The sequence below is a fragment of the Streptomyces huiliensis genome, from assembly GCF_020037025.1.
GTDB classification, from domain to species: Bacteria; Actinomycetota; Actinomycetes; order Streptomycetales; family Streptomycetaceae; genus Streptomyces; species Streptomyces huiliensis.
Map to the genome: position 1 here is coordinate 1 of NZ_JAIQLH010000010.1, position 17864 is coordinate 17864.

Annotated in this window: 16 protein-coding genes and 1 pseudogene; 13 read left to right on the forward strand and 4 right to left on the reverse strand. The window is 72.9% G+C overall.

The window, feature by feature from the left end; translation table 11 throughout:
• Positions 1-129 precede the first annotated feature (129 nt).
• The 3 genes and pseudogenes from JNW98_RS02780 to JNW98_RS02790 form a co-directional block, all read left to right on the forward strand.
• Entirely contained in the window at positions 130-798 is a 669-nt protein-coding gene (locus tag JNW98_RS02780; protein WP_223766426.1) for a UdgX family uracil-DNA binding protein, read from the forward strand.
• Between the two features lie 141 nt (positions 799-939).
• The gene (locus JNW98_RS02785) at positions 940-1911 is read left to right on the forward strand and encodes a glycosyltransferase family 2 protein (RefSeq protein WP_223766427.1); all 972 of its coding nucleotides are present in this window, start codon (positions 940-942) and stop codon (positions 1909-1911) included.
• Positions 1908-2389 (forward strand): annotated as a pseudogene (locus JNW98_RS02790) (glycosyltransferase family 2 protein); the annotation flags it as partial. The gene JNW98_RS02785 and the pseudogene JNW98_RS02790, both read left to right, overlap by 4 nt.
• A gap of 74 nt (positions 2390-2463) precedes the next feature.
• Here JNW98_RS02790 and JNW98_RS02795 read toward each other — a convergent pair.
• From JNW98_RS02795 to JNW98_RS02810, 4 genes are all read right to left on the reverse strand, one after another.
• Complete coding sequence (locus JNW98_RS02795; RefSeq protein ID WP_223766428.1) at positions 2464-3669, reverse strand: serine hydrolase domain-containing protein; 1206 nt, start codon at positions 3667-3669, stop codon at positions 2464-2466.
• 180 nt (positions 3670-3849) lie between these two features.
• The gene (locus JNW98_RS02800) at positions 3850-4629 is read right to left on the reverse strand and encodes an SDR family NAD(P)-dependent oxidoreductase (protein ID WP_223766429.1); all 780 of its coding nucleotides are present in this window, start codon (positions 4627-4629) and stop codon (positions 3850-3852) included.
• A gap of 72 nt (positions 4630-4701) precedes the next feature.
• Positions 4702-7089, reverse strand: coding sequence for a glycoside hydrolase family 65 protein (locus JNW98_RS02805; RefSeq protein ID WP_223766430.1), 2388 nt, complete (start codon positions 7087-7089; stop codon positions 4702-4704).
• A complete protein-coding gene (locus JNW98_RS02810) occupies positions 7086-7841 on the reverse strand; it encodes an HAD family hydrolase (RefSeq protein WP_223766431.1) in 756 nt (251 codons plus the stop codon). Before JNW98_RS02810 ends, JNW98_RS02805 begins: the two co-directional genes overlap by 4 nt.
• Before the next feature lie 322 nt (positions 7842-8163).
• Between JNW98_RS02810 and JNW98_RS02815 the strand changes: the two genes are divergently transcribed.
• The 10 genes from JNW98_RS02815 (at position 8164) to JNW98_RS02860 (ending at position 17839) form a co-directional block, all read left to right on the forward strand.
• Positions 8164-9003, forward strand: a complete 840-nt coding sequence (locus JNW98_RS02815; protein ID WP_223766432.1) for an SDR family oxidoreductase — start codon at positions 8164-8166, stop codon at positions 9001-9003.
• The gene (locus JNW98_RS02820) at positions 9000-9761 is read left to right on the forward strand and encodes a class I mannose-6-phosphate isomerase (protein ID WP_223766433.1); all 762 of its coding nucleotides are present in this window, start codon (positions 9000-9002) and stop codon (positions 9759-9761) included. Before JNW98_RS02815 ends, JNW98_RS02820 begins: the two co-directional genes overlap by 4 nt.
• Before the next feature lie 378 nt (positions 9762-10139).
• Positions 10140-10934: a TSUP family transporter gene (locus tag JNW98_RS02825; protein WP_223766434.1), complete on the forward strand. Its 795-nt coding sequence runs from the start codon at positions 10140-10142 to the stop codon at positions 10932-10934.
• Positions 10935-11105: 171 nt separating this feature from the next.
• On the forward strand, positions 11106-11873 hold the full coding sequence (locus tag JNW98_RS02830; protein WP_223766435.1) for a TauD/TfdA family dioxygenase: 768 nt from the start codon (positions 11106-11108) through the stop codon (positions 11871-11873).
• Between the two features lie 196 nt (positions 11874-12069).
• Positions 12070-12867 (forward strand): class I SAM-dependent methyltransferase, encoded by a 798-nt coding sequence (locus JNW98_RS02835; protein WP_223766436.1) that lies wholly within the window; start codon positions 12070-12072, stop codon positions 12865-12867.
• A 91-nt stretch (positions 12868-12958) separates the two neighbouring features.
• On the forward strand, positions 12959-14047 hold the full coding sequence (locus JNW98_RS02840) for a glutamate--cysteine ligase (protein ID WP_223766437.1): 1089 nt from the start codon (positions 12959-12961) through the stop codon (positions 14045-14047).
• A gap of 164 nt (positions 14048-14211) precedes the next feature.
• Positions 14212-15081 carry a MetQ/NlpA family ABC transporter substrate-binding protein gene (locus JNW98_RS02845; protein WP_223766438.1) on the forward strand — a complete coding sequence of 290 codons (870 nt, stop codon included), beginning with the start codon at positions 14212-14214 and terminating at the stop codon, positions 15079-15081.
• Positions 15078-16115 (forward strand): methionine ABC transporter ATP-binding protein, encoded by a 1038-nt coding sequence (locus JNW98_RS02850; RefSeq protein ID WP_223766439.1) that lies wholly within the window; start codon positions 15078-15080, stop codon positions 16113-16115. Before JNW98_RS02845 ends, JNW98_RS02850 begins: the two co-directional genes overlap by 4 nt.
• Positions 16105-16767 (forward strand): methionine ABC transporter permease, encoded by a 663-nt coding sequence (locus JNW98_RS02855; protein WP_223766440.1) that lies wholly within the window; start codon positions 16105-16107, stop codon positions 16765-16767. The genes JNW98_RS02850 and JNW98_RS02855 overlap by 11 nt, the downstream gene beginning before the upstream one ends.
• A gap of 76 nt (positions 16768-16843) precedes the next feature.
• Positions 16844-17839: a CapA family protein gene (locus JNW98_RS02860; RefSeq protein WP_223766441.1), complete on the forward strand. Its 996-nt coding sequence runs from the start codon at positions 16844-16846 to the stop codon at positions 17837-17839.
• The last annotated feature ends 25 nt before the right edge of the window (positions 17840-17864 follow it).

Sequence of the window (17864 nt, forward strand, 5' to 3'; positions counted from 1 at the left end):
CGGCGGGCCCGGCCCCGCGCACGACGTGCCCGGCCGGCAGGCCGCCCGCCGGCTCGGCTCCGCCGCCGTCGCCCGCCTCACCGTGCTCAACGACCGGGCCGCCCGCCGCTACAACCAGCGGACCGGGCCGTGACCCGCGGCGCGGCGGCGGGCTCGTCCGATGAGGACGCCTACGACGCGTCGCCCTTCGTTCCCGCCGGCGCGGACCTCGACGCGCTGCGGGACGCGGCGGCCGGCTGCCACGGCTGCCCGCTGCACCGGGACGCGTCCCAGACCGTCTTCGGCGCCGGCGACGTCTCGGCCCGCGTCCTTCTCGTCGGCGAGCAGCCCGGTGATCAGGAGGATCGGAAGGGGCATCCGTTCGTCGGGCCGGCCGGTGGCGTGCTCGACCGGGCACTCGCGGAAGCGGGGATCTCGTCTGGCGAGACGTATGTGACCAATGCCGTCAAGCACTTCAAGTTCGAGGCCGCGGCCCGGGGGAAGCGGCGGATTCACAAGGCGCCGAGTCTCCGGGAGATCAGTGCTTGTAAGCCGTGGCTTGTGGAGGAGTTGCGGTCGGTGGGGCCGGAGGTCGTCGTCGCGCTTGGCGCGTCCGCGGGGAAGGCGTTGCTGGGGTCGGGTTTTCGGGTCAATCGGGATCGGGGGGTGCCGGTGCCGGTGCCGTTGCCGGCGGGAGACGGGGTGCTTGTCGCCACGATCCATCCGTCGGCGGTGTTGCGGGGGGATGATGCGGGGCGGGCGGAGCTCTATGGGGGCTTGGTGGCTGATCTGCGGGTGGTGGGGCGGTTGCTGGGGTGAGGGTGCCCCGGTCCCGCCCCTTCGCCGTTTCCTGGGGCTGCGCCCCAGACCCCCTTTTCGCGGCTCCGCCGCTCGTCCTCAAACTCCCCCAGAGGGGGCACCCCACCGTTTGCACCCCCGCGCAACGGTTACCCGGCACCCGTGTCCCAGCGCGTAGGCATCGTCATCATCACCCGCGACCGGCGGGACCTCCTCCTGCGCACCCTCCGCCACCTCACCGAACTCCCCGAACACCCCCCGATCGTCATCGTGGACAACGGCTCCCACGACGGCACCCCCGCGGCCGTGCGCGAGCAGCACCCGCACGTCCGTCTCCTGGAGACGGGCCGCAACCTCGGCGCCGTGGGGCGGAACGTCGGTGCCGCGGCCCTGGACACGCCCTACGTCGCGTTCGCCGACGACGACTCCTGGTGGGAGCCCGGTTCCCTCGCCGCGGCGGCCGACCTGTTCGACGCCCACGCACGCCTGGCCCTGATCGCCGCCACCACTCGGGTGGGCGCCGAAGGCCGTCCGGATCCCATCAACCGCGTCCTGGCAGCCTCCCCTCTGGGCCGGGCGCCCGATCTGCCCGGCCCGTCCGTCCTCGGCTTCCTCGCCTGCTCGGCCGTCGTGCGGCGCGAGCCCTTCCTCGAAGCGGGCGGTTTCGACCCCTTGCTGCACTTCGGCGGCGAGGAGACGCTGCTCGCCCTCGAACTGGCCCGCCGGGGCTGGGGGCTGGTGCACTGCCCCGCCCTCGTCGCCCGGCACCACCCCGACCCGGCGCCGCGCACCGGCCGCCCCGCCCGGGCCCGGCGCAACGAGCTGCTGACGGCCTGGCTGGTCCGCCCCCTGCCGTACGCCCTGTCCCGCACCTGGTCGCTGGTGTGCGACTGCCCCGGCGATCGGGAGGCCCGCCGCGCGCTGGCCGAGGTCCTACGCCGGCTCCCGGCCGCCCTGGCCCGCCGGCGCCCCCTGCCACCGGCCGTCGAACGGAGCGCACGGCTCGTCGACTCCGCCCCCTGCCCGCCGCCCGAACCCGCTCCTGCCGGCCCTCGCCCGGTGCGACACGGCGAGCCACCGCCGGCCGTGATGGCCCGCCGCACGAAGGAGGCCGCGCGGGAGGAAGAGCCGTGACCGAGGCCCGCACCACCGTCGTCGTCATCACCCACGACCGCCGCGACGACCTCCTCCACACCCTCGACCGGCTGGCCGGCCTCCCCGAACGGCCGCCGGTCGTCGTCGACAACGCCTCGTCCGACGGCACGGCCCGGGCCGTACGCGAACTCCGCCCCGACGTGCGCCTGCTCACACCGGGCCGCAACCTGGGCGCCGTCGGCCGCAACCTGGCGGCCCGCTCGATCACCACCCCCTATCCGGCCTTCTGCGACGACGACTCCTGGTGGGCCCCGGCTCCCTCGCCCGCTCCGCCGATCTCTCGGACGCCCGCCCCCGCCTCGCCGCCGTCACCGGCCGCATCCTCGTCCACCCGCATCCGGAGCAGCACCCGTCCGACGGCCGGCCCGGCGGGCCGTTCGAGGACCCCATCGTCGCCGAGCTCCGCGTGCCCCCGCCTGCCGGAGGCGCCCCAACGGGCCTCCCGCGCCCGTCGTTACGTCGGCTGACCCCCCGCCGCCGAACCGCTGGCGCCCACCGCCGGACCGGTGGCCGGCGCCGCCGGCCCGCCGCTCAGCCCTTCCCCTTCGTGATCGCGTCCGCTATGCGGAGGGTCATCTTCATCTGGGACTGGTCGCGATGCGTGGGGTTGAAGGAGTACACGACGCGCCGCTGCTGGTCGCGCGTGGCGACCATGGCCGAGTTGTAGCCGTACCGCTCGCCGGTCTTGCCCCAGAACGTCACCCCGTTCACCGTGACGGTCTGCAGTCCGGTGCTGTAGCGGGCCGGTCCGCCGTCCACCATGCGCACGTTCGCGGGCGGCAGCGTGAACATCTTGTCCAGCTGGGCGGCGGGCAGCAGCCGGCCGGAGAAGAGCGCGGAGAGGAAGCGGTCCAGATCCCCGGTCGTGGAGATCATCTCTCCCTCGCCCCAGGCTTCCGTCTGGTCGTACACCGTGGCGTCCCGCAGGCTGCCGTCGGACATCGCCAGATAGCCGTGCACGTGCGGCCCGCGGATCCCGAGGTCGGTGCCGGGAACGGACGTGCGGGTGAGGTGGAGGGGGCGGAGGATCCGCCGGCCGATCTCCTCCCCGTAGGGTCGGCCGGTCACCTTCTCGATCACCATGGCGGCGAGCACGTAATTGATCCCCCGGTACTCCTGCTTGGTACCCGGGGCGAACTTCATCGGCCCACGGCCCACCTGGGACACCAGTTCCCGAGGCGTCCAGCGGTCGTAGCGGTGCTGGAGGACCTTCTCCGGGGTGGAGAGGTCCGGAACGCCCGGGCCGCTCTCCGTGGGGAGGCCGCTGGTGTGGTTCAGCAGCTGGGTGATCGTGATCGGTGGGAAGTCGGCGGGCAGGGCGTCCGGCAGGTAGCGCTGGACGGGGGCGTCGAGGTCCACCTTGTGCTCCGCGGCCAGTTGGAGGACCGCGGTGGCGACGAAGACCTTGGTGATGCTGCCGACCCGGAACGCGTCGTCCGGCCGCACGGGCCGTTTCGTCCGCAGGTCCGCGACGCCCGACGTCCCGTACCAGCGCCCGGCCGAACCCTCGACTCTCACCTGCGCGGCCGTCGCCTGCGGATCGCCGAGGTCCGCGATGGCCGCCCGGAGGGCCTGCGTGTCGAGCGGCGGCACCGCAGGCCCACGGGCGGGGGCCGCGGCCGGGGCCGCCCCCGTGTCGGCCGCGGCCAGAGCGGCCGGCGCGACCGCGGTCAGGAGCAGCGAACCGGCCAACGCCGCTCCGGCGAGGACCCGCCGGCGGCGGTGGCGAACAGGCACGGAAGGAGAAGGAGTTGAGGAATTCATGTCCTCCATGCTTCTCCGCCCACGCCTCCCCGGCATCCGGGACCTCCCCGGCTTCCCCCCTGACTCCACCCTGAGAAAACCCGACGCCTTCTCAGGGGCGAACCCTGAGAGGGAGATGAGGACCGGAACCCTGAGAGGAGGATTCGGGACCGGTCAGTGCACCGAGAAGCCCCCGTCCACGTACACCGACTGCCCGGTCACGTACGCCGAGGCGCGACTGGCCAGGAAGACCACCGCCCCCGCGAAGTCCTCGGCGAGCCCGTTCCGCCCCGCGAGGGTGCGGCCGGCGAGGGCGGCCACCTTCTCGGGGTCGGAGGAGAGGCGTCGGTTGAGCGGGGTCATGACGAAGCCCGGCACGAGGGTGTTGCAGGTGACGCCGTGCGGCGACCACGCCTCGGCCTGGGAGCGGGCGAGGGACTCCAGGGCGCCCTTGGAGACTCCGTACGCGCCGCTCTGCACGAACGCCCGGTGCGCCTGCTGCGAGCTGACGTGGATGATCCGCCCGTAGCCGCGCTCGGCCATGCCCGGCCCTAACCGCTGTCCGAGCAAGAAGGGGGCCTCCAGGTTCACGGACATGGTGGCGTCCCACACGTCCTCCCCCAGTTCGCTCATCGGCGGCCGCAGGTTGATCCCCGCGCTGTTGACGAGGATGTCGGGTTCGCCGAACGCCCGGACGGCCTCCTCGGCCGCGGCGCGGACGCCGTCCCGGGTGCCGAGGTCGGCGCTGACCCGCGCCGCCCGGCCCCCGTGCGCCGCCATCTCGCGGACGGTGTCGTCGAGTTCGGCTTCCTTGCGGGCCACCACGACGACGCTCGCGCCGGCCCGGGCCAGGGCCACCGCCATGGCCCGGCCGATGCCGGAGCTGCCGCCCGTGACGACGGCGACGCGTCCATGCAGGGAGAACAGGTCGGAAAGGTAGTCGGATGCACTCATGTCCGCACCCTAGGGCGCGCCTCACTGGCCGCAGAAGTCACCCCTGTCACTCACACCCCTGCCAACCCCCCGTCACCGATGCCCGGGCGCCGCCTCCGACTCCGCGTGGGCGACGGCGCGGCGGCGTGCCGGGCTGCGGCCCGCGGGCTGGTCAGGCGCGGGCCGGGTGGGCAGCTCCGGCACCTCACGGGACTCCGACGAGGCCGGGGTGATCGTCAGCGGTTCGTCGCAGTGCCGGATGTCCAGCGCCTCCCCTTCCAGCAGGGTGTACGTCGCCGTCGTGCCCGTGATCTCCACCCGCAGCCGGCGCCCCCTGACCTGCATGGTGAAGGCCAGCCGCCCCAGTTGCTCGGGCAGCCGGGGCGCGAACGCGAGCACGTCACCGTGGTCGCGCATCCCGCCGAACCCCATGACCAGGGCGAACCAGGTCCCCGCGAGGGAGGCGATGTGTATGCCGTCGCGCGTGTTCCCCTCCAGGTCGGAGAGGTCCATCATGGCCGCCTCGCCCAGGTAGTCGTAGGCGAGCCGCATGTGGCCCACCTCTGCGGCCATCACCGCCTGTCCGCACGCGGACAGCGAGGAGTCGCGGACGGTCAGCGCGTCGTAGTAGGCGAAGTTGCGCGCCTTCTGCTCGGGGGTGAAGGCGTCGCCGCGCAGGCACATGGCGAGGACGAGGTCGGCCTGTTTGACGACCTGCTTGCGGTAGAGGTCGAAGTAGGGGAAGTGCAGCATCAGCGGGTACTGGTCCTCGCCCGTCCGCGCGAAGTCCCACTGCTGGTGGCCGGTGAAGCCCGCGGACTGCTCGTGGACGCCGAGTTCCTCGTTGTACGGCAGCGTCATCCGGTGGGCGGCGTCGCGCCAGGCGGCGGTCTCCTCGTCGTCGACACCGAGGGTGCCGGCCGTGTCCGGGTGGCGTTCGGCCGCGCAGGCGGCCGCGCGCAGGTTGTGCTGGGCCATCAGGTTCGTGTACAGGTTGTCGTCGCAGATGGCGCTGTACTCGTCGGGGCCGGTCACGCCGTCGATGTGGAAGTCGCCGTGGTGGTCGTGGTGGCCCAGCGAGCGCCACAGCCGCGCCGTCTCGACGAGCAGCGGCAGCCCGATCTCCCGCTCGAAGTCCTCGTCGTCGGTGGCGGCGACGTAGCGCACCACCGCGTCCGCGATGTCGGCGTTGACGTGGAACGCGGCCGTGCCGGCCGGCCAGTAGGCCGAGCACTCGTCGCCGTTGATGGTCCGCCAGGGGAACGCCGCGCCGCGCAGTCCCAGTTGGCGGGCGCGCTCCTGGGCGGCGGGCAGGGTGCTGTGGCGCCAGCGCAGCGCCTGTTCGACGGCCTGGGGGGCGGTGTAGGTGAGCGCCGGCAGGACGAAGGTCTCGGTGTCCCAGAAGCAGTGGCCGTCGTAGCCGGGTCCGGTGAGGCCCTTGGCGGGCAGGGCCCGCGCCTCGCCCCGGGCGCCGGCCTGGAGGACGTGGAAGAGGGCGAACCGGACGGCCTGCTGGATCTCGGCGTCCCCGTCCACCTCCACGTCGGCGCGGGCCCAGAAGTGGTCTAGGTAGGCGCGCTGTTCCTGGAGCAGCCCCCGCCAGCCGGTGCTGGTGGCGCCGGCGAGCGCGGCGTCCACCTGGTCGTGCACGGCGGACACCGACCGGACGGCCGACCAGCCGTGGGCGACGAACTTCTCCACCCGCAGCCGCTGCCCCGAGCCCAGCCGGGCGGCGACGGTGAGCCGGCTGAGGTTCTCGCTGCTCTCCGACGACATCTCGGTCTTCTCGGGCCCGTCCACGACGTGGTCCGCCGAGACGGCGACCTTCAGGTCGCTGCGGGCGGTGCGGTGCAGCAGCCGCAGCCGTGGGCCGTGGGCGGCGGACTGCTCCGGGACGAGCGGGTCCTTGAGGTGGGACGCCGTCCGGGGGTCGCCGCCGAGGTCGGGCATCTCCTCGTTGGCCACCAGCTCCGACTGGACGACGATCCGCACGTCGCCGTCGAGGGGTTCCACCTCGAACGCCACCGCCGCCACCGCGCGCTGGGTGAAGGAGACCAGCCGGGTGGAGCGGACGCGGACGCTCCGGCCGCTGGGCGACGTCCATTCGGCGGTGCGGTGGAGCAGGCCGGTGCGGAAGTCCAGGACGCGTTCGTGCCGGTGCAGCCGGCCGTAGCGGAGGTCGAACGGCTCGTCGTCGACGAGCAGCCGGATCACCTTGCCGTTGGTGACGTTGATGACCGTCTGGCCGGACTCGGGGTAGCCGTAGCCGGCCTCGGCGTAGGGCAGCGGGCGGAACTCGAAGACGCCGTTGAGGTAGCTGCCCGGCAGTCCGTGCGGCTCGCCCTCGTCCAGGTTGCCGCGCCAGCCGATGTGGCCGTTGGACAGGGCGAAGACCGACTCGCTCTGGGAGAGCACGCTCAGGTTGAGCTCGGTCTCGCGGAGGCACCAGGGCTCGACGAGAAAGGCCGGATGAGTGATCACGCTGTCTCCCCCAGATGATCCGAAAGAAGGTCGGAAAGGTCGTCCACGACGACGTCCGCGCCGTGCCGGCGCAGCGCCTCGGCCTGGTCCGCCCGGTTGACGCCCACGACGTGCCCGAACTTGCCGGCGCGCCCGGCCTCCATGCCGGCCAGGGCGTCCTCGAAGACCGCGGCCTCGGCCGGTGTCACGCCGAGCGCCTCGGCGGCGGCGAGGAAGGTGTCGGGGTGCGGCTTGCCCGGCAGGTGGCGTTCGGCGGCGACCAGGCCGTCGATCCGCACTTCGAACAGCTCCTCGATCCCCGCGGCGACGAGGACGTCGCGGCAGTTGGCGCTGGACGAGACGACGGCCCGGCGCAGCCCGGCGTCCCGGACGGCCTCGACGTACCGTACGGAGCCCGGGAACGCCTGCACGCCCTCCTTCCTGATCTTGGCCAGGACCAGGGCGTTCTTGCGGTTGCCGAGGCCGTGGACGGTGTCCCGGTCGGGCGGGTCGGCGTCGCTGCCCTCGGGCAGGGTGATGCCGCGCGAGGCCAGGAAGGTCCGGACGCCGTCGGCCCTGGGCATGCCGTCCACGTACGCGTCGTAGTCGGCCACCGGGTCGAACGGCCGGAAGTCCGGGCCGTCGCGCTGGGCAAGGTAGGCGTCGAACATCTCCTTCCAGGCCGCGGCGTGGACGGTCGCCGTCCGGGTGAGGACGCCGTCCAGGTCGAACAGGCAGGCGCGGACGGTGGCGGGCAGGCCGAGAGCGGTCACGGTGTTTCCCCTTTCCCTGGTCGCCGCACCGCCTGCCCACGGAGGGAGCGAATCACTCGTTCGCGCGCCCGGGGTGGCGGGGTTGACGGGGGTGCCGGGGCGGTCGGCCCGGACGGGAGGCCGCCGGTGCCCCGGCGCACGGCGCGCGGGGCCGCCGGCGTGCGCCGGGGCGCTGCCTCGGCTGTGACGCGCGCCCATGCGCCCCGCTGTGTAGCGCGCGCATTCGCCCCGCCCGGCCGGGTACCCGGAGCCGGAACCGCGAAGATCCCGGACATTCCCGCGCGCCTTTCCCCGAGGGCCGAGCGCGGAGCGAGGAGGCACCATGACCCGGCCGGCACAGCAGCAGGAGGTCCCGGGCGTCGAGAAGGAGCTGCGGCCCCGGGCCGACCACGGCGAGGAGAGCTACCAGGGCTCGGGACGGCTGAAGGGCAAGGTCGCGGTCGTCACCGGCGGGGACAGCGGCATCGGCAAGGCCGTGGCCATCGCCTACGCCCGGGAGGGCGCCGACGTCCTCGTCTCCTACCTGGACGAGCACGAGGACGCCCGGGACACCGCGCGCTGGGTGGAGGAGGCCAGCCGGCAGGCCGTGCTGGTCCCCGGCGACCTCGCCCGGCCGGAGCACTGCCGGGCGGTGGTCGCCAAGGCCGTCGAGGAGTTCGGCCGCATCGACGTCCTCGTATCCAACGCCGCGTTCCAGATGACCCACGGCACGCTGGAGGAGATCACGGACGAGGAGTGGGACCGCACCCTCGCCACCAACCTGAGCGCGATGTTCCACCTGTGCAAGGCCGCCCTGCCGCACATGGGCGCCGGCGCCTCGATCATCGGCAGCAGCTCGGTGAACTCCGACATGCCCGTGCCGACGCTGCTGCCGTACGACGTCACCAAGGCGGGCGTCGCCAACCTCTGCGCCGCCCTCGCCCAGCTCGTCGGCGACCGCGGCATCCGCGTCAACAGCGTGGCCCCCGGCCCGATCTGGACCCCGCTGATCCCCTCCACCATGCCGCCCGAGCAGGTCGAGCACTTCGGCGAGCAGACCCCGCTGGGCCGCCCGGGTCAGCCGTCCGAGGTGGCACCCGTCTACGTCCTGCTCGCCTCCGACGAGGGCAGCTACATCTCGGGCGCCCGCGTCGCGGTGACCGGAGGGAAGCCCATCCTGTGAGCGCGGCGCCCGCCGTCCCCTGGTACCCGCTGGAGCTGACCACGCCCGTCCGGCAACACGTCTTCGGTGGCCGGGCCATCGCCGACGTACTGGGACGGACCGGGCTGCCCGTCGGGCGGATCGCGGAGACGTGGGAGGTCAGCGACGTGGACGGGGACATCGCCCGGGTCACCGGCGGACCGCCGGCGGGGCGGACGCTGCGCGAGCTGTTCCTCGGGCACCCCGACGACCTCGTGGGCCCGGGCCGGCGCGGCCCGCACTTCCCGCTCCTCACCAAGTTCATCGACGCCCACGGTCCGCTGCCCGTGCACCTGCACGCCGACGACCGCACGGCCCGGCGCCTGGAGAACCAGCCGCACGGCAAGACCGAGGCGTGGCACATCCTGCACGCCGCCCCGGGCGCCACCGCGTACGTCGGCACACGCGAGGGCGTCGGCCGGGACGCGCTGCGCCGGGCGCTGCTGCGCCAGGACTTCGACGCGGTGCTGCGCCGCCTCCCCGTCCGGGCCGGGGAGACGGTGTACGTGCCGGGCGGCACGCTGCACAGCTTCGGGCCGGGCACCCTCGTCTACGAGATCGAGCAGACCTCGGACGTCCAGCAGCACGCCATGCGCCACCTGCGAGGGCCCCGTTCGGCCCTCGTCGGCCGGCTGCCGGACCTCGACCGGGACGTCCGGGCGCCGCTGCGGGCGGCGGGCCACGCGCCGGAGGCGGTGGCCGAACTGGTGGTGGACGCACCGGAGTCCGCCGCGGAGTGACACCGTCGGCCCGGCCCCGTCCGGGTCCGCCGCAATTCCCAACTCGCCCGGCACCGCCGGGCGTTTGCGTTCGCCTTCCGTGCGGCGGTGAATTCGGGGGTGAAACCCTTCCCGAACGGTGCCGCAGGCAACCGATTCGGGGTCGTGTGTGACCTGACTCTCATCCCTCATTCAGGGAGTGACGCAGAGGTACGGCGGCAATACGATTCCGGCTAGTTGATCTTCCGGCGTCACCCGCGGCAGTTCGTCATATGCCGTCCCCCACGCTCGTCACCCGTGTGTTTCGCGCGCGTGCCCTTCCGGCCGTCGCGGCACACGGATCCCCCACCGCTCACCGTCCCCGTCCGGGACTTTTCCCTGGAAAGATTCGGTCACTTTATGGAATGGCAAGCTGTAGTCGCCCTGTTAGCCGTCGCCGCCATGGCCGGCTGGGTCGACGCGGTGGTGGGAGGGGGCGGCCTCCTGCAATTGCCCGCGCTTCTCGTCACGGCCGGTTCGTATCCCGTGGCCTCCGTGCTGGGAACGAACAAACTCGCCGCCACTCTGGGCACGTTCACGGCGGCCATGGTGTACCGCCGGAAACACCCGATCTCCCGGAAAGTGGCCCTGGTCGGCGGTGGTGCGGCCGTCACGGGGTCCGCGGGCGGCGCGCTGGTCGCGACGGCCGTCTCCTCCGACTTCCTGCGGCCGGTCATCCTCGCCCTCCTCATCGGAGTGGCGGCATTCGTCCTGATGCGCCCGCAGTTCGGCACGTCCTCCCCGGCGGACCCGGCCGCCCCGGACGCCTACCGGGACGCCCCGGAGCGGCGGCACGTCGCCCGCCTCGTCCTGCTGACCGGCGCCGGAATCGGCTTCTACGACGGCCTGGTGGGCCCGGGCACCGGAACCTTCCTCATCATCTCCTTCACCACTCTTCTCAGCCTGGAATTCATCCAGGCGTTGTCCACGGTGAAGATGATCAATGTCGGCACCAACCTCGGCGCTCTCCTGGTCTTCGCCGTACAGGGACATGTCCTGTGGGCACTCGGGCTCGGCATGTCCGTGTTCAATGTCGCCGGCGCACTGGTCGGCGCACGAATGACCCTGTCCCGGGGCAGCGGATTCGTCAGGGGCGTCCTCCTGTTCGTCGTCGCCGCCATGGTGATTCGGCTCGGATACGACGAGTTCGCCTGATCGTCAGGAATCCGGCACCCGGGAATCCGGCCGTCGGGACCACGTGACCGGCCGCGCGGTACCGCCGTGCCGATCGGAACTTCTCTTTCCCGTACACCGGCGCGGTCCGCCGTGCCGTCACCCTTACCCAGCCCCACCGGGCGCGAAATACCACGAATACGAGGAACAGTCATGCCCAAGTCCCCCGACAGCGTTCTCTCCTGCTACGACGTCAATCACGACCTGCTGCCCGACAGCGTTCTCCGCTACGCCTTCCGCCAGCTTCTGGGGAACAACGGCTATGTCCATCTCGTGAACGTTCCGGAAAGCTTCGACCACGTCGCCTTCCTCAAGGAACTGGGCGACTTCCAGCCGACGCCCACCGGTACGGTGATCGGCGACCTCAAGCCCGAGGCCGACATGGACGACATCTACCACGCCCAGAACCGCAAGCCCCTGGTGCCGCACTCCGAGGGCTACGAGTTCCGCGGGCTCCCGCCGCGTTACATGGCGCTGTGGTGCGTCAAGCCCGCGTCCGGGCTGGGCGGCGAGACGACCATGCTCGACGGCGACCGCATCCTGCGCGAGTTCACCGAGGACGAGCTGCGGCACTTCGCCGAGACCTCCTACACCTGGAAGTCCACCGAGGGCCTCGCCCGCCGGGGCGTGCACCACAACGTCGAGCACCCGGTACTGGAGGACGTCGACGGCGAGCGAGTCTTCCGCTTCTCCTACAACAACCTGGTCGTGCCCGAGGGCGACGAGCTCGCGGCCCGGCTGCTGGAGCGCGGCAAGACGATCTACGACGAGAGCCACGTCGCCGTCCAGTACGAGGAGCGCGACATGATCGTCTGGAACAACTGGCGCATGCTGCACTCGCGTAACGCGTTCGAGGACCCGACGCGCCACCTCAAGCGCGTGCAGATCGCGGCTCCGATCAGCGTCGCCGACGCCGCCTGACGTCCGTCCCGATCCCCTTCTCACAGCGGCGCCGCCCACCCGGCGCCGCGCACCAGGCCCCTTATCCACCCGGCACCACGCGCCCGGACGCGACACGCGGGCAGGAACGTGCCTGCACCGCAGGGGCCGTGGAACGCGGTGCCATGGTGGAGAGGGGGAACGGGACAGAGGAAGCAGAGGGAAGGGGGCGATCGGGATGTCCGTGCCGTTCGCGGGCTCCGGCCCGGTGCGGGTGCTGGAGGTCGAAAGCGCCGCCTACCGGCGGGCGTTCGACCTCTTCCTGGCCGGGTCGGACGAGAAGGACGACATCGAGGCGCGCCTGATCGTCCTCGTCGAAGGGCTCGCACGGCGCCGGGTGTTCCTGGACGTCGGCGCGGGCGACGGACGGACCACCGCCCGGCTGGCCCCCTTCTTCGAACGGACGGTCGCCGTCGAGCCCAGCGCCGCCATGCGCGAGGGACTGCGCCGGGCGTGCCCCGGTGCCACCGTGGTCGCGGCGCCCGTCGGCCGTGCCGAGCCCGGCGTCCGGGCGGACCTGGTCCTGCTCTCGCACGTGCTGTACTACCTGCCCGAGGAGGAGTGGCCAGGCACCCTCGACCGGGTCTTCGACTGGGTGGCCCCCGGCGGCACGCTCGTCGTCCTGCTCCAGGATCCGGACAACGCCTGCATGCGCATGGTCCGGCACTTCACCGGAGCCCGGTTCGACCTGCGGCACGCCACCCGGCTGCTGCTGGAGCGGCAGGCGGGGCGGGTGGCCGACCGGTCCCTGGAGACGGTCGACAACGCGTACCGGACGGCCGATCCGCGCGAGGCCCTGGAGATCGCCGAATTCATGATCAACGTCCCCGTCCTGAAGGACCTCGATCCGCTCCCCTCCCGCGCCGACCTCGCCGCGTACGTGGAGAAGCACTTCGCCCAGCCGGACGGCACGTACGCCATCGGCCACGCCCACGACGTCGTCCGGATCCGCCGCGCTCCGGACCCGGGCCCCTGAGAACGCTTCCGATTCCTCGGCGCAACCCCGCCCGACCTGGGTATACGGGGTGCGAACGACAGGCGGACCCGGGAAAGGGGCGGAAGACGGCATGCGCAGCGTCGGAGTGGAAGAGGAGCTCCTCCTGGTGGATCCGGACAGTGGGGAGCCCCGGGCCGTGGCCGGGACGGTGCTGGCCCTGGAGGATCTGGCCCGGGGGGACGACCCGGAGCTGGAGAAGGAGCTCCAGCGGGAGCAGCTGGAGACCGCCACGAAGCCGACGGCCGACATGACGGACCTGGCGGCGGAGGTGCGGCGACGACGTGCCACGGCCATCGAGCGGGCGGGCGCCGTCGGCGCCGCGGTGGCGGCGCTGGCCACCTCGCCGCTGCCCGTCGACCCGTCGCTGAGCGCGGGCCGGCGCTACCGGCAGCTGGCCGAGGAGTTCGGGCTCACCGCGCAGGAGCAGCTGACCTGCGGCTGCCATGTGCACGTGAGCGTGGAGTCCGACGAGGAGGGGGTGGCGGTCCTGGACCGCATCCGCCCCTGGCTGGCCCCCTTGCTCGCGCTCAGCGCCAACTCCCCCTTCTGGCAGGGCCACGACAGCGGTTACGGCAGCTACCGGAGCCAGGTGTGGGGCCGCTGGCCGTCGGCCGGGCCGGTGGAGGTGTTCGGCGGTCCGGAGCGGTATCACGGCCACGTACGGCAGTTGCTCGACACGCGGACGCTGCTCGACAAGGGCATGATCTATTTCGACGCGCGGCTGTCGCGGAACTACCCCACCGTGGAGATCCGGGTGTCCGACGTGTGCCTGGATCCGGATGACACCGTGCTGGTGGCGGCGCTGGTCCGCGGCCTGGTGGACACGGCGGCCCGGGAGTGGCGGGCGGGCCGGCCGCCGGAACCGGTCTCCGTGGGCGTGCTGCGGCTGGCGTCGTGGCGGGCGGCGAAGTCGGGGGTCTCGGACGCGCTGGTGCACCCCGCGGACTGGACCCCGGCGCCGGCGGAGGCGGTGGTGCGGTCGCTGGTGGACCACGTCCGCGACGCGCTCGCGGACTCCGGTGACCTCGCCCTGGTGGAGGAGTCGCTGGACCGGCTGTTCGCCCGGGGCGGCGGCGCGGCCCTCCAGCGGGCGGCCCTGGCCCGTACGGGCGAGCTGCCGGCGGTGGTCAAGGAGGCGGTCGAGCGGACGGCGTCCTGAGCCCTGGGCACCCTCCTGAGCCAAGCCTTTGTTTGATTGCAAGGAAGTGAACCCTTCCTTTCATAACCAGGCGATTCCGGGTTTCCCTCCTACGATCTCCAGCAACCCGCCGGTGATCGTTTTCCGAACCGGCCCTGCATCGGCACCACCCGGAATGAGCCCTCATGAAACACGTACTCCGCCGCGCCGCGGCGACGTCCGCCGCAGCCGCCCTCGCCGCCCTGCTGTCGGCCTGCGGCATGTCCGGTTCGTCCGCCGACGGGCAGGTGCGGATCGGGGTGAACGGCTCCGACCCGGAATGGGACGTGCTCGCCGAGGAGGCGAAGAAGGAGGGCATCGACGTCAAGATCGTCAACTTCGACGACTACCAGCTGCCCAACCGCGCCCTGGCGGACGGCGACATCGAGCTCAACGCCTTCCAGCACCTGGCGTTCCTCGGCGCGTTCAACCGGGCGAACCACACCGACATCGTGCCGCTCACCTCCACCTCCGTCGCCCCCATGGGCCTGTACTCGCTCAAGCACAAGTCGGTGGACGCGATCCCCGACGGCGCCCGGATCGCGATCCCCAACGACCCGTCCAACCAGGGCAGGGCGCTGCTCGTGCTCCGCGAGGCCAAGCTGATCGGGCTCAAGGAGAAGGCCGGCATCTACGGCACGCCGGACGACGTCACCGACAACCCCAAGCACCTCGAACTCACCCCCGTCGACGCCCAGCAGACGCCGCGCGCCCTCAAGGACACCGCGGCCTCCGTCATCAACGCCGGCGTCGCCGAACAGGCCGGATACCGCGTCGAACAGGCCGTCTTCCGGGACGACCCGGAGAGCGCCGCCACCCGCCCGTACGTCAACGTCATCGCGGCGCGGGCGAAGGACAAGGACGACGCGACGCTGCGCAAGGTCGTCGGCCTCTACCGCTCCGCAAAGGTCCAGGCGGCCGTGCGGAAGTCCGGCAAGGGCGCGCGGTACGTGGTGGACATCCCGCGCGCCGCGCTGGAGAAGGAGCTCGACCGCCTCACCGAGCAGGGGAAGTGACGGCCGTGATCGAACTGCGGGACGTCCGCAAGACCTACCCCGGCAAGCACGGCACGGAGTTCACCGCGGTGGACGGGGTGTCCCTGACGGTCGCCGAGGGCACCGTCCTGGGCGTCGTCGGGCACAGCGGCGCCGGGAAGAGCACCCTGCTGCGGCTCGTCAACCACCTCGAAGTCCCCACCGCGGGACGCGTGCTGGTTGGGGGCCGGGACCTCACGGCGCTCGACGAGCGGGGGCGCCGGGCCGTCCGGCGGTCCGTCGGGATGGTCTTCCAGCACGTCAACCTGTTCCGCTCGCGCACCGTCCTCGGCAACGTCGCCTACCCGCTGCGGCTGGCCGGCACCCCGCGAGCCGAGGCCCGCCGGCGCGCCTTGGAGGTGCTGCGCTTCGTCGGCCTGGAGGACCGTGCCCGGCACTGGCCGGAGCAGTTGTCGGGCGGCCAGCGGCAGCGCGTCGGCGTCGCCCGGGCCCTGGCCACGTCGCCGAAGGTGCTGCTGTGCGACGAGGCGACCTCGGCCCTGGACCCGCAGACCACCCGGGAGGTGCTGGAGCTGCTGCGGCGCGTCAACACCGAGCTGGGCATCACCATCGTCCTCATCACCCACGAGATGGACGTCGTCCGCTTCCTCTGCGACCAGGTGGCCGTGATGTCGGAGGGACGGGTGGTGGAGAACGGCGAGGTGTACGAGGTGTTCGCCCGGCCGCGGCACCCCGTCACCAAGGTGTTCGTCCGCTCCGCGCTCGGGGACCCGCCCGAGGGCGAGGCGCTGGAACGGCTGCGCGGCCGGCACCCCGGCCGGCTGGTCACCGTCCCGGTGACGCGCGACGCGCCGGGCGCGGCGCACCTGTCGCGGCTGCTGCGGGAGCACCGGGTGGACTTCACGATCGCCCACGCGGGCGTCGGCGAGGTGCGCGACGCCGCGCTCGGCAGCGTGACGCTCGAACTGCGCGGCGCGGAGGGGGACGTGGACGCGTTCGTGGCGGCGCTGGACGCCGTCCGGACCACGGCGAAGGCGGTCGTCAATGCAGGCTGACTGGAGCACGTTCTGGCCCAAGGTGGTCGACGCGACCGGCGAGACGGTCTACATGGTGCTGGTGACGCTCGCGCTGTCGGCGGTGCTCGGCATGGCCGTCGGCCTCACGCTGTACGCGACGCGCAAGGGCGGGGTGCTGCCGAACCGGCTGGTCTTCGCCGTGCTCAACACGCTGGTGAACGTCGTCCGCCCGGTGCCGTTCGTCATCGCCATCGTCGCGCTGTCCCCGGTGACCCGCGGCGTGGTGGGCACGATGATCGGGACGGACGCGGCGGTCTTCCCGATGGTGGTCGTGGCCACCTTCGGCGTCGCCCGGATCGTCGAGACCAACCTGCTGTCCGTGGAGTCGGGGGTGATCGAGGCCGCCCGGTCGATGGGCGCGGGCCCGCTGCGGATCCTGCTCACCGTGCTGGTCCCCGAGGCCCTCGGCCCGCTCGTCCTCGGCTTCACGTTCATGCTCGTCGCGCTGATCGACTTCTCGGCGGTGGCCGGGACGGTGGGCGGCGGCGGGGTGGGCAACCTGGCCATGACCTACGGCTACCTGCGGTTCGACACGTCGGTGATGGTCGTGGCGGTCGCGGTGCTGATCGCGCTGGTCCAGCTCGCGCAGCTGCTGGGGAACGCGCTGGCCCGCAAGGTGCTCCGGCGCTGAGCCGCCCGCCGGGGCCCGCCGCCGCTTGCCCGGTGGCGGGCCCCGGCCGAGACTGAAGGGAACGGGAGGTACGCCGGTGACCGTGACCGTGGCCCTGGCCGGGGACACCATGCTGGGACGCGGCGTCGCCGAACGACTGGCGGCGGCGCCCGCGCCGGACACCCTGGTCTCCCCCGGAGTACGGGAGGCCCTGGCCGAGGCCGACCTCTTCGTCCTCAACCTGGAGTGCTGCGTCTCCGCGCGCGGCGAGCCGTGGCCGGCACCCGGCAAGCCCTTCTTCTTCCGGGCGCCCCCGGTGGCCGCGCGAGTCCTCGCCGCCCTCGGGGTCGACTGTGTGAACCTGGCCAACAACCACGCTCTCGACTACGGCTTCGACGCCCTCGCGGACACGCTGGAGCTGTTGGGCGAGGCCGGGATCGCGGTGGTGGGCGCGGGCGCCGACGCGGCCGGGGCCCGGGCGGGCGCGGTGCTGGAGGCGCGCGGCCGGCGGCTCGCCGTGCTCGGCGCCACCGACCACCCGGAGGACTTCGCCGCCGCCCCGGACCGCCCCGGCGTCGCCTGGGCCGACCTCCACCACGGGCCGCCCGGCTGGCTCCGCGACGCGGTGGCGGCCGCGGCCGGGGCGGCCGACGCGGTGCTCGTCACCCCGCACTGGGGGCCCAACATGACCTCCGGTCCTCCCGGTTACGTCCGCGAGGCCGCCGCCGGGCTGCACGCGGCGGGCGCCGGGCTCGTCGCCGGGCACTCGGCCCACGTCTTCCACGGCGCCGGCCGGCGGACCCTGTACGACATGGGGGACTTCGTCGACGACTACGCCGTGGACCCGGTCCTCCGCAACGACCTCGGCCTCCTCTTCCTCGTCACCTTCGACGGCACCGCCCCCGTCCGGCTGGAGGCCGTCCCCCTCCAACTCGGCTACGGCCACACGGAACTGGCCCCGGAGGGCGGCCGCGCCTGGATCCACCACCGCTTCTCCCGGGCCTCGGCGGACCTGGGCACGACAGTGGCCCTGGCGGAGAGCGGCCGCCTGACGGTCGACTGGGGGCAGCCGATCAGCCCGTCCGGCGTTTGAGGACTTCCGCGCGGAGCGCGGTTCC